We start from the raw sequence: 12,709 nt of genomic DNA, 5'->3' as shown, positions 1-12,709 counted from the left end.
TCAAAATCCCACAAAACTCAATATTTACAGCAAGTTCTTTTCCGTTACCGTTCGTATTGATTCGTTGATAACCGTTATCTTTATTGGGTAAATATTGGGCTAATATTGTAAATTAGCTCAATGGGATAAGCCTAAAAACTGAATTATCTTATAAGATCAACGCCTAATAAAAGTACCACTTGTTACGCATTGACAGTATTATGTGTAGAGTTTATGAATATGCGAACTATGATGCTGCTCATCATAAGATAATTAGCGGAGAACGTTATGAAGTATCGCCTGTGCGGTGTTGCTCTTTCAGTCGCCTTACTTTCAGGATGTGCAAGTACCTCTAATAATGGGGAGGGGCGCTCTGACCCATTAGAAGGGTTTAACCGCCAGATGTTTGATTTTAACTACTATGTTTTAGACCCCTATATCTTACGCCCAGTTGCCGTTGTTTGGCGTGATTATGTGCCGCCACCAGCAAGAAATGGCTTATCTAACTTTTTGGGTAATTTAGAAGAGCCTGCAAGTATGGTAAACAGCATATTACGTGGTGATTTTGAAAAGGGTGCAAAACATTTTGGTCGTTTCTGGATCAATACCGTTTTTGGTATGGGCGGCTTAATAGATGTTGCTGGCATGTCTAAAGAGACGATGGAAAAAGAAGTCCCAATGCGATTTGGTAGCACATTAGGGCATTATGGTATGGATTACGGTCCTTATGTTGTTGTACCAGGCTATGGTAGCTTTACTGTTCGTGAAGAAGGTGGTGATTGGGCTGACTTAACCTATCCTATGCTGAGCTATTTAACATTTTGGATGTCAGCAGGTAAGTGGGCATTAGAAGGCATTGAAACACGAGCGCAATTGCTAGATTCAGATGCGATTTTACAAAATTCTTCTGATCCTTACTTAATGATGCGTGAAGCTTACTTCCAGAGTAATGACTTCAAAGCTGGCACGGTAAAAGAGAACCCTAACGCAAAAGCAATTGAAGATGATTTAGATTCCATTGACTAATCGTTGCTACTCGTTTTATGTATAAATGAAAAATGGTCTGAAAACAGACCATTTAGACTGTAACCGAACAAATTGTGTTTGGTTACAGTCATTACATTATTTTTCATAGATATGAAAAACTAATTTACTGATTTCAAATTGAATAATACCGAGTGAAAAAACATATTTTTATCCTATTTTTTCAACAGAGTTTTGTTGATTATTACAATAAGTATTATCTTTAATAAAGATAATATTATTAATAAATTGTCTCAAAAATAATTATTATTTTTATTAACTCATTCTTATCCATTGATATTGTTCGGATGATAAATCTTATTAATAATATTGCTTGTTAATTAAAGCCTTTTTTAAAAAGGTTTTATATTTAAATTATAGTGTCATGCTTGATTTTAATTTTTAGCATGATATAAGTTATTTTTATAATAATTATATAGATTAACTATTTGTAAGTGATTTATCTTGATAATTATTACATGATGTTTTCTTCAAAAAAATATTGAAGTAATTTAATATCCTCAACACTTTACTCTTCCGTTAAATAAATTGATTACTTTAGTTGTTATTATTTTAATAAGTAAAATCACTGGTATTAATTAATTTTTAACCAAATGAAATGGAGTATTTAATTATGAGTAGTATTAATAGTTTCTTTTTAAATAAGTCACTGTCAGGTTTGAAGAATGAATCATATATTATGCCACAGGGAGATCCGACAGTAGGATATCCACAAATTTGTCTGCGATCGAATAGAAAACCTGAGCCGACAGATTTAGATGCTATTTGTGAGATTGCCGATAAAGCAGCATCTGATTATCCCGATGATAAAAATGCTAGAGCTAAAGCCGTGGTAACTGCATTAAATCAAATTTGTGGCGGAGGAAGCTTAGGACACGCTTGGGTCATTGTTTTTGAAAGTAAAGATGTGACTGATTCAAATTGCCATCGATATGGCTATCATGAAGGTGTTGGATATACTAAAAATAGAAGTAATGATCGTCCAACTCGAGGTTTTGCTTATCAACTTTGTTTAAAAATCTCTCAAGAGCAATTTAATCGCTTAGAACATGTTGTTATTCCTCAATTAAATGAAGAAAGCACGGAGATAGCAAAAAACTTTAATATGCGCCCAGGCAATGGCGAAAAAGGTGTATATACCCCTGTGACGAATTGTACATGGTTTGCAGGTAATCTGTGGAATAGAACTATGGATCAGTCCATAGAATTTAAACAACCATTTTCAGGGAAAGAACATGCAGAAGATTGGGGAATTGATTATCTTTATAAAATAGAGGATGTAGCAGATCCCGGCTATCTTTCAATGAAAATGAAAAGAGAGATAATTAAAAATAATGACTTTGCAAAATTAGATTTTCACAATTCAAGAGATATAACATCATCTAAACTCAACAAGGCGTTAGAAAAAAATAAACATATCCATATTGAATTATATGATGGACATTGGTCTCCTAATATTTATATTCCAGAAACCGCACCTGTTGATAATGCGGTAATTTATATAACCAGTAATGCTGGATATAATTCAACGGTACATATTGCTAATCAAAAAAAGAATATTTCTAGAAATGAAGAACTATTTTTCGTTGGCGATCATAATGAACGTTGGTTTATTCTTTTTTAAGTATCGAGAATTATTTTAACTATAATCGAACTAATAAAAAACGCTCTGTTTTTAACAGAGCGTTTTTTATTAGTTTAAATGCTCTTAAATAAAAGAGCATTTTTGTATCAATATTATTAAGCGTATAGATTAAAAACGGTAGTTAAAGTTCATACCGTATAACCATGCTTTACCTGATGATTCAAATTCATAAGCAGGTAATGGTAAATCTTCAGATAATTTCTCTTTGATTGTGACTTTTTTACCGTGCATATAGGCTAAGCCCACATCAACAGACATATCTTTATTAAATGCGTAAGTTGTACCTGCACTTAACCAGAAGCGATCTTGGTCTGGAATGGAAATAGAACGTTTATCAGCGGGAACTGGGCTATCATCAAAGGCAATACCGGTACGGAATGTCCAGTTATCATCGTGATAATAAGTTGTTCCTAAAGCCACACGCCATGCATCACGGAAACCTTCTTCTTTATTAAACAGCTGTTGACCGTCGCTCTTACGTGTTGCTTTTAACTCTTCGAACGCACTCCAACTGGTGTAAGCGAAGTTATAGTGAACAGCCCATTTTGGTGCGACGCGGTGGTAAGCTGCAAATTCCCAAATTTCAGGTAGGTTAAGATCAAGTTTACCTTTAATGGTTTCGCCGTTAGTGCCGACAATTCCCATTCCTTCGAGTTGCGGAATAGGGCGTAAATCGCTTTGATACTCACCATCTTTAAATTTCACTTTTACTTTAGAGCGATAAGTGAAGCTAATACGGTTACCTTCATCAAATTCGTATAATAGACCTGCGTTCCAGCCAAAGCCCCATGCATCACCTTTTAACTGAGCAAAGCGATCGCTAGGAGATAGGCTTGATAAATAACCACCTAATTGTTCCATGCCCGGTTTTTGAGATAATGCGCCACCTAAGACTTTACCAGCTTCGCCCACATGACGAGTAATTTCGGCATCAGCGTAAAGAGCATTTAACCCTAAACCTACGCTAAATTGGTTATTTACACGGTAACCTGCACTTAAGTTTAGGTTCATGGTTTTCAAATCAGTTTTCCCACCGATAAGCCCTGCAGGATAATCGTCGGGGAAATCTGTCGCTAAACCAAAGTTTGTTGTACCTGATGCGCCAATGGCCCATTTATCATTGATAGGTGCGACAAAGTGGATATTAGGTACTAATGCACTTGGTGCGATATCTTTTGCAGTGGTATCAGTACCTGTAAGAGGTGATTTACCTTTAACATCAACCCCTGGGTTAATGAGAATAGCACCGACAGAAAATTCGGGGCGATCAAACATAGTCAGTGCAGCTGGGTTTCGGCTACCTACGCTTGCGTCATCGGCGATAACGCCTTCCCCTGAAAATGCACGCCCTAGTGCTGATGTAGAATATTCATTTAACTGAAAACCGGCAGCGCCTGCTTGAGAGGAGATTGCTCCTACAATGGCAGCTAGTGCTGTGCGAGTAAACAGGTTTTTACGGTTCATGACCTAAACCCTCATAATTTTTTTAAGTTAGTAACTTCTGATTAGAAGCGCTGGATTTTAGGTGCGGTTGTCGTTATGACAAATCAGACCAGTTGATTAAGTATAAAGTTGATTACCCTAAATGTTGCAAGTATGTTTTACAAATATTTCTGTTTTGATTCAATAATTGGGATTTGCTTAACATATTTTTCACAAAACATCCCAATAAAGATATTTTTGATTGTTAAATAAACAGAATAATCAATTATTTTTGTAAAGTTGTAATAAAATTTGAGCTAAAGCAGTTTATTTTATTTTTTTGCGATTATGATAGATAATTAACATTTCTTTCGTTGGGAGACTAAAATGGCAGACGCAATTAATCGTTGTAGTGCAGAAGAAACCGCTGCTTGCTGTTGTGTAGATGTGGGTACTATTATTGACAATAAGAATTGCACAGCGTCATATCAGCATGTCTTCGCTGATAAAGTACAAGCGCAAGCAATGTTAGATCAGCTCAGTGCAAAAGCACAATCTATCGCTTCAGAGCCTTGCAAAATTAATCAACAATTTGCTGATGTTGATGGTGGTGTTCAACTCACCGCTGATTTTACATTCTCTTGTGAAGCAGAAAACCTAATTTTCCAGTTGGGATTACGTTAATCCTCTGAAATTAATAGATTTAAGGCTGTTGAAATTCAACAGCCTTTTTTATCTCTCTCGATCACTTCATTATCTTTTCTATCATTATTGTTAAGTTTCAGACATTTCATCGAAATATTGAGCGCTAACTCCCACTTCTCGTAAAATGACGTTTCTGAAAAGTGAAATTTTTGTTAACACTATTGTCAGGTCAGACCTCTTTGGTGTTAGGAAAATCATTTTGTCAGGAGCCGTTATGAAGTCATCAACGAACAGTGCTATGAAAGATCGCATTGCCATTGTCAGCGGACTACGCTTACCTTTTGCCAAACAAGCGACTGCGTATCGAGGAATACCTGCGGTTGAATTAGGGCGTTCAGTGGTTCAAGAATTAGTGACTCGCAATGAAATTCCACCCGAAATTATTGACCAACTTGTTTTCGGACAAGTGGTTCAAATGCCAGAAGCCCCTAATATCGCCAGAGAAATTGTACTCGGTGCCGGATTAAGTGTAAAAACTGATGCTTATAGTGTCACAAGAGCATGTGCAACAAGCTTTCAGGCGATTGCTAATGTTGCTGAAAGTATGATGGCAGGACATGTCTCTGTCGGTATTGCGGGTGGCGCAGATTCGTCTTCAGTTTTGCCTATCGGTGTTAGTAAAAAATTAGCTGATGTTTTATTAAGCCTGAATAAAGCAAAATCATTAGGTCAACGATTAAGTTATTTAAGTCAATTACGGTTTCGAGATTTGCTCCCTGTAGCGCCGGCTGTTGCTGAATATTCAACAGGATTACGCATGGGAGACACCGCAGAGCAAATGGCAAAGACTTATCATATTTCTAGAGCCGCTCAAGATGAATTAGCACATCGTTCCCATCAATTAGCAACCAAAGCATGGGAGATGGGAAAACTAAATGATGAAGTGATGACGGCTTTTTTTCCACCTTACAAAGAAGGCTTCCATCAAGATAATAATATTCGTAAAAACTCTGTTCTTGATTCTTACGCCAAACTAAAACCAGCTTTTGATCGTAAACATGGCAGTGTTACCGCCGCAAACAGTACGCCATTAACGGACGGCGCAGCCGCAGTATTAATGATGAAAGAATCAGTTGCAAAAAGTCTTGGTTATCAACCTTTAGGTTATTTACGCAGTTATGCTTTTACCGCGACAGATGTCTGGAAAGATATGCTATTGGGACCATCATATGCCACACCACTTGCGCTTTCTCGCGCAGGTCTTTCTTTGAGTGATCTCACGTTAATTGATATGCATGAAGCTTTTGCCGCACAAACACTCAGTAATTTGACGTTGTTTGCTAGTGAACGGTTTGCTAAAGAGCAACTAGGGTTATCCAAGGCGATTGGAGAAGTGGATATGGATAAATTTAATGTGCTAGGTGGTTCTATTGCTTATGGGCATCCCTTTGCTGCGACTGGCGCAAGAATGGTCACACAAACACTACAAGAACTTAAACGTCGAGGTGGTGGTTTTGGGCTAACTACAGCTTGTGCAGCGGGTGGATTGGGTGCAGCGATGATTTTGGAGGTGGAATAATGGAACAACAAACAACACTAGAAAAATCATCTGTTTTTCAGTTCTCAGTTCGTAATGACAAAGTGGGTGTTATCACCATTGATATTGTTGGTGAAAAAGTAAACACGTTAAAAGCAGAATTTGTGCAGCAATTTCAAGATGTTTTAAAGCAAGCTCAGCAACATTCTGGAGTGAAAGGATTAATTATCACCTCAGGTAAAACAGATAGTTTTATTGCTGGTGCGGATATCTCCATGATTGCGGGTTGTAAAACTAAAGAAGAAGCGAGTGCATTAGCAAAAGCAGGGCAAGATCTTTTTACTCAACTTGAAAACTACCCATTACCCGTTGTGGCGGCTATTAATGGCGCATGCCTTGGTGGCGGGCTTGAATTAGCCTTAGCCTGTCATGGGCGAATTTGTTCTGATAATAGTAAAACGCGTTTAGGGCTTCCTGAAGTGCAACTTGGATTGCTGCCAGGCTCTGGTGGTACTCAACGTTTACCTCGTCTTATTGGTGTGACCTCTGCGTTAGATATGATCTTAACGGGGAGACAAGTTAATGCGAAAAGAGCCTTAAAATTAGGTCTTGTGAATGATGTTGTCTCACAAGATATTCTATTAGAAGTTGCTGCTAAATGGATTTTATCGGGTAAAAAAGAACAGAAAAAACATTCAGTGATGGATCGTTTTTGGGCGAATACAACGCTAGGTAGAAATATTCTTTTTGGGCAGGCGAAAAAACGCACATTAGCCAAGACAAAAGGGCATTACCCCGCAGTTGAACGTATTCTACACGTAATAGAACGTGGTCTTGAAAAGGATATTCAAACAGGGTTTAAAGAAGAGGCAAATGCATTTGGTGAACTTGCTATGACACCAGTTTCATCTGCATTAAGGCATCTCTTTTTTGCTTCTACGGCACTTAAAAATGAAACAGGATCATCCGAAAAACCAGATGATTTGCACCATATTGGTATTTTAGGTGGTGGATTAATGGGCGGTGGTATTGCCTTTGTCACGGCGACAAAAGGTAATTTACCAGTAAGAATTAAAGATATCAGTGATAAAGGCATTGCTCAGGCACTTAATTATAGTTGGAAAGCGCTTTCAGCCAAAGTAAGTAAAAAAAGATTATCTGCACGCGAACGTCAGCGTCAAATGGGGCTACTCTCTGGCTCTTTGGATTACAGCGGTTTTCATCAATCAAATATTATTGTTGAAGCGGTTTTTGAAGATCTTGCTTTAAAACAGAAGATGGTCGCAGATATTGAGGGTGTCGGAAAAGGTAAAATTATTTTTGCTTCAAATACCTCTTCACTTCCCATTCATAAAATTGCAGAAACAGCAAAATACCCAGAAAAAGTGATCGGGCTTCACTATTTTAGTCCCGTAGAAAAAATGCCTTTGGTTGAAGTTATTCCACATGAAAATACGGATGAAAAAACGATTGCTACAACGGTAGCTTTTGCTAAAAAACAGGGCAAAGTTGCAATAGTTGTTGGTGATAAACCAGGATTCTATGTTAACCGTATTCTTGCTCCTTATATCAGTGAAGCATTGACGTGTTTAGTACAAGGAGAGCCTATTGAGAACATTGATAAAGCACTTGTTCAGTTTGGCTTCCCTGTAGGACCTATTCAGTTATTGGATGAAGTGGGTATTGATATTGGCACAAAAATAACGCCAATATTAGTGAATGCATTTGGTGACAGATTTGCCTCTCCTCCTGCTGTGGATGCCATTATTGCTGATGATAGAAAAGGTCGTAAGAATGGACGAGGTTTTTATCTTTATGCAAAACATGCATTACCTTTCTCATTCGGTAAAAATAAAAAACAACCTGATCCGGTTATATATCGACTATTACAAATTAAGCCTAAAAGCCAACTATCTTCCTCTGAAATTACGGAACGTTGTTTATTATTAATGTTAAATGAAGCCGTTCGTTGTTTAGATGAAAATATTATAAAGCAACCACGAGATGGTGATATTGGTGCTGTATTTGGTATCGGTTTTCCGCCTTTTTTTGGTGGCCCATTCCGTTATATGGACAGTATGGGAACAACAAAGGTGGCAGAAAAACTTAACCAACTTGCCGATAAATATGGAGAAAAATATCGCCCTTGTGAGCGTTTAGTTGAAATGGCTAAACGAAATGAACGGTTTTACGATTAATATCATCGCTTTACCATTGCTTTTTCCTTTTGTGACATTTGTTTTGATTGAGGCGCTTATGCGCCTTTTTTCTTGTACTTTTTGCGTCAGATTAATAATTGGTGAATTTTTAATGGAAAAAGAGGTCGAAAGTGTTAATTATGGTCAGATATGGCAAAATAGTTATTTGAAAATAAATTTAAAAACCAAGCTTTTTAAAATAAAATTCTGAAAATGATGTTAATTTGTAAACCAACAGCATTTTCTTAAAAAGATTAATAATGCTATTGCAATTAAGGTATTGAAGATTTGATATGGGAATATATTAATTTAAACTGAATTAAATTAAGTATCTTACAAGTGTAAATACCAGTAATTACAAAAATAAAATAGGTTTAATAATTTACTATGCAAATTTTTATTATGCGCCACGGAGAAGCGGCTCTTGATGCTGCTAGCGATGCACTAAGACCACTAACTGAACGTGGAAAAAGTGAATCAATAAAAATGGCTGAATGGATGACAAAGCAGGGACATACAATCGATTATGTTTTAGTCAGCCCTTATTTACGCGCTCAACAGACTTTGGATGCAGTAAAAACAGATTTAGCGCTACCTAGTAAAATAGAAACAGAGGATGGGCTTATCCCAGGCGGTAATCCTTCACATATTGCACATTACTTACGTGCTTTGGGGGATACAGGATATAAAAATATTCTGGTTATTTCTCACTTACCTTTAGTTGGCTATGTTGTCGCTGAACTTTGTCCTGCGGTATGCGCTCCTATGTTTTCAACATCAACCATTGCTTGTGTTGATTTTGACTTATCAAAAGGCGCAGGGGAGTTACTATGGCAAGTGTCACCCTCAATATTAAAATGAAATTTAAATCAATTAACTAAGTAAGTAATTAACACCTTATTTCACCTAATAGGTGATTTAAGGGTTAATGCAATAGAATTTTTTGGGTTTAGCGACGTGCGATATCGTCGTTTTCCACTAACACTAATAATGCAGCATCGCCTCCCCATTCTTTTGGGGCTTGATGAAAAGCAATGACATCAGGGTGTTGTGCTAACCAAAGTGGTGTTTGCTGTTTTAAAATATGTTTGCCATGACCGTGCATAATACAGGCACAATAAACATGTTCTCGTCTACATGCCGCAATTAATGCGCCAATCTCTTGTTTTGCAATTAGTTGTGTTAATCCATGTAAATCTAGAAAAAACTCAGGTACATAATCACCACGACGTAGCTTTTTTAATTCATAAGCATTAGCGCCTTCTCTTAAATAGCGCATTGGACCTTCTGTGGCTAAGTTAGGCTGAAATTCATCTGAAAAATAATAAGAGGCATCAACTTGCTCTTGTTGTAAACGTTCAACAGCGTAGTGCGTCACTTTTTTACGTTTTGGTGAATGAAGTATTTTATCTTGAGGTAATTTCTTAGTGCCTTTTATCATCTCCTGAAATAACTCAATTTCAGAAGGCGGTAATGAAAATTTTTTATTCATTTTTTACGATTCTTCATAGTGTTACTGTCTTTATTAGGCAATAGTACATGAAATAGTGTTGGAGATAAAAAATATAGACCATAAATTTAGCATAAAAAAAGGCAGGGGATTTACCCTGCCGAAATAGTCACATAGTTAGCAAATATAGGCTGGTTAACAAATGGCTCTACTCATGATATCTGTGGAACATAACACGTTGTTATATCTTCAGATTGCGATAAAAAAAGATATCAAAATCGTCTTTAAAAGTAGCCAGTTGCCTTAAAATGACTGCATATCGAATGAAAAAAAATCTATAGGCGCATTTAGTACACAGTTAATTCCGTCATGCTTTAAGTATGGTTCAATTTCATTAACTTGCTAATAAAAGTTAAATTAAAAGTATAAAACACCAATTTTTATTTGTGAGCAGATCGTAAATTTCGCTTTTAATTAGCTGATTGAAGTTTAAAACCATAGTGATTGTATGGTTATGGTAAAGAGAATAATAATGTAGTGATGTTTTTTTATGGTTTCCCGCTGATTTATCGCCATCTTCATGGCAAACTACAGACTTTCTATTTCTTCAGAGGACAACAGTTTTGGATATAACACTAAAAGAGGAAGCGGTTGCTGATCTAAGCACTATCCTAGATATGTTACGTTGGGCTATGAGTCAGTTTAATTCATCTGATATTTATTATGGTCATGGCACAGATAACGCATGGGATGAAGCATTACAGCTTGTATTACCGACCATCGCACTTCCTTTAGATATTCCAGATGCACTGTTATCAACCAAGTTAACAACTTCTGAAAAGATGGAAATCATTACACTTATCGAAAGCCGCATTGAGCAAAAAATTCCAGTTCCTTATTTAACTCATCGCGCTTGGTTCTGTGGTCACGAATTTTATGTTGATGAACGTGTGCTTATTCCTCGCTCTCCTATTGGTGAATTAATCAATAACCACTTTGATGGTTTAATTCAGCAAGAGCCAACACGTATTCTCGACTTATGTACGGGAAGCGGCTGTATTGCGATTGCTTGTGCTCATGAGTTTGAAGATGCTGAAGTCGATGCGGTTGATATCTCCGAAGATGCGCTGGAAGTGGCTGAATTTAATATTGAAAATCATGGTTTAGTGCATCGTGTTTATCCAATGCAATCAGATTTATTTAACGCCATTGTTCCAACGCCTTACGATATTATTGTGACAAATCCTCCGTATGTTGATGTCGAAGATATGGGTGATTTACCTGATGAATACCAAGTTGAACCTGAATTAGCATTAGCTTCGGGTATTGATGGACTAGATATAACGAGACAAATTTTACTAAAAGCCCCTGAATATCTGAGTGAAAAAGGTATTTTAGTCTGTGAAGTGGGTAATAGTATGGTTCATCTTATTGAGCAATTCCCAGAAGTTCCATTTACATGGCTTGAGTTTGAAAATGGTGGACTTGGTGTTTTCATGTTGACCCGCGAACAACTTGTTGAACACTCACACTGTTTTATCCAATGATAAACGTTGATGTAACTGCAATGAGACGGTAAATTGTCATTTATTGCAAATAACATATTGATAACATCACACAGTAAAAGATAGGAATAAAGGGATGGCAGGAAACAGTATCGGACAATTATTCAGAGTCACGACTTTTGGTGAGTCTCATGGTATTGCATTAGGTTGCATTGTTGATGGTGTACCTCCTGGATTACCTTTAACAGAAGCCGACTTGCAAGTTGATTTAGATAGACGTAGACCCGGAACATCACGTTATACCACTCAACGCCGTGAACCAGATCAAGTTCGCATTTTATCAGGTGTATTTAATGGTGTTACAACAGGAACAAGCATTGGTTTACTGATTGAAAACACAGATCAACGTTCTCAAGATTACAGTGAAATCAAGGATGTTTTTCGTCCTGGTCATGCTGATTACACCTACGAGCAAAAATATGGTTTGCGTGATTATCGTGGTGGTGGACGCTCTTCTGCACGAGAAACTGCAATGCGTGTTGCTGCCGGTGCAATCGCCAAAAAATACCTAAAAGAGAAAATGGGTATTGAAGTCAAAGGCTATCTTTCTCAACTAGGTCCCATTACTTGTGATCTTGTTGATTGGTCTATCGTTGAAACTAACCCGTTTTTCTGTCCAGATCCTTCTCGTTTAGAAGCACTTGATGAATATATGCGTGCGCTTAAAAAAGAAGGTAACTCGATTGGTGCAAAAGTGACTGTGGTTGCAGAGGGTGTGCCAGCAGGATTTGGGGAGCCAGTTTTTGACAGGCTAGATGCAGACTTAGCACACGCATTAATGAGTATCAATGCTGTTAAAGGAATTGAAATTGGTGATGGTTTCGGTGTTGTGACATTAAAAGGCACTGAAAATAGAGATGAAATCACTAAAAATGGTTTCACTAGCAACCATGCAGGTGGCATTTTGGGTGGAATTAGCAGTGGTCAGCCAATTGTTGCTCATATCGCTTTAAAACCAACATCTAGCATTACTATTGCTGGTAAAACGATAAATCGTGATGGTGAAGAAGTCGATATGATAACTAAAGGTCGTCATGATCCTTGTGTGGGAATACGCGCTATTCCGATTGCAGAGGCAATGATGGCAATTGTGTTGCTCGATCATGCATTGCGCCAACGTGGTCAATGTGGTGATGTTGTACCTCCGTTAATGCAATGGTAATCATTCTACGTCAATAACGTAGTCGATAAACTGTTGTAAGTTTGATGTTAGCTTTAAAGGTG

10 protein-coding genes are annotated in these 12,709 nt (G+C 37.3%); 8 read left to right on the top strand and 2 right to left on the bottom strand.

The features are described 5' to 3' along the window. Positions 1-267: 267 nt before the first annotated feature. The gene (gene mlaA / locus QQS39_RS12740; protein WP_285804660.1) at positions 268-1,005 is read left to right on the top strand and encodes a phospholipid-binding lipoprotein MlaA; all 738 of its coding nucleotides are present in this window, start codon (positions 268-270) and stop codon (positions 1,003-1,005) included. Positions 1,006-1,636: 631 nt separating this feature from the next. Beyond that, positions 1,637-2,647, top strand: coding sequence for a hypothetical protein (locus tag QQS39_RS12735; RefSeq protein ID WP_285804659.1), 1,011 nt, complete (start codon positions 1,637-1,639; stop codon positions 2,645-2,647). 129 nt (positions 2,648-2,776) lie between these two features. Here QQS39_RS12735 and fadL read toward each other — a convergent pair whose 3' ends face one another. Continuing rightward, a complete protein-coding gene (gene fadL / locus QQS39_RS12730; protein WP_151435605.1) occupies positions 2,777-4,132 on the bottom strand; it encodes a long-chain fatty acid transporter FadL in 1,356 nt (451 codons plus the stop codon). 345 nt (positions 4,133-4,477) lie between these two features. Here fadL and QQS39_RS12725 point away from each other — a divergent pair, with 345 nt between their 5' ends. The 4 genes from QQS39_RS12725 (at position 4,478) to sixA (ending at position 9,331) form a co-directional block, all read left to right on the top strand. After that, positions 4,478-4,774 carry a YfcZ/YiiS family protein gene (locus QQS39_RS12725; RefSeq protein ID WP_006533378.1) on the top strand — a complete coding sequence of 99 codons (297 nt, stop codon included), beginning with the start codon at positions 4,478-4,480 and terminating at the stop codon, positions 4,772-4,774. Between the two features lie 235 nt (positions 4,775-5,009). Continuing rightward, complete coding sequence (gene fadI, locus QQS39_RS12720; protein ID WP_285804658.1) at positions 5,010-6,314, top strand: acetyl-CoA C-acyltransferase FadI; 1,305 nt, start codon at positions 5,010-5,012, stop codon at positions 6,312-6,314. Next, positions 6,314-8,470, top strand: a complete 2,157-nt coding sequence (fadJ, locus tag QQS39_RS12715) for a fatty acid oxidation complex subunit alpha FadJ (RefSeq protein WP_285804657.1) — start codon at positions 6,314-6,316, stop codon at positions 8,468-8,470. Before fadI ends, fadJ begins: the two co-directional genes overlap by 1 nt. A 387-nt stretch (positions 8,471-8,857) precedes the next feature. Next, a complete protein-coding gene (gene sixA / locus QQS39_RS12710) occupies positions 8,858-9,331 on the top strand; it encodes a phosphohistidine phosphatase SixA (RefSeq protein ID WP_285804656.1) in 474 nt (157 codons plus the stop codon). 88 nt (positions 9,332-9,419) lie between these two features. On the opposite strand, the gene smrB is transcribed toward sixA, so the two are convergent. Next, positions 9,420-9,962: an endonuclease SmrB gene (smrB, locus tag QQS39_RS12705; RefSeq protein ID WP_100158442.1), complete on the bottom strand. Its 543-nt coding sequence runs from the start codon at positions 9,960-9,962 to the stop codon at positions 9,420-9,422. 635 nt (positions 9,963-10,597) lie between these two features. Between smrB and prmB the strand changes: the two genes are divergently transcribed. Together prmB and aroC are read left to right on the top strand one after the other, a co-directional pair. Next, positions 10,598-11,467 carry a 50S ribosomal protein L3 N(5)-glutamine methyltransferase gene (gene prmB, locus QQS39_RS12700; protein WP_265576333.1) on the top strand — a complete coding sequence of 290 codons (870 nt, stop codon included), beginning with the start codon at positions 10,598-10,600 and terminating at the stop codon, positions 11,465-11,467. Positions 11,468-11,561: 94 nt separating this feature from the next. Then, complete coding sequence (aroC, locus tag QQS39_RS12695; protein ID WP_151435599.1) at positions 11,562-12,647, top strand: chorismate synthase; 1,086 nt, start codon at positions 11,562-11,564, stop codon at positions 12,645-12,647. The last annotated feature ends 62 nt before the right edge of the window (positions 12,648-12,709 follow it).

It is taken from the genome of Proteus appendicitidis, from assembly GCF_030271835.1.
GTDB lineage: Bacteria > Pseudomonadota > Gammaproteobacteria > Enterobacterales > Enterobacteriaceae > Proteus > Proteus appendicitidis.
This window is presented reverse-complemented; position numbering and strand designations above follow the sequence as displayed.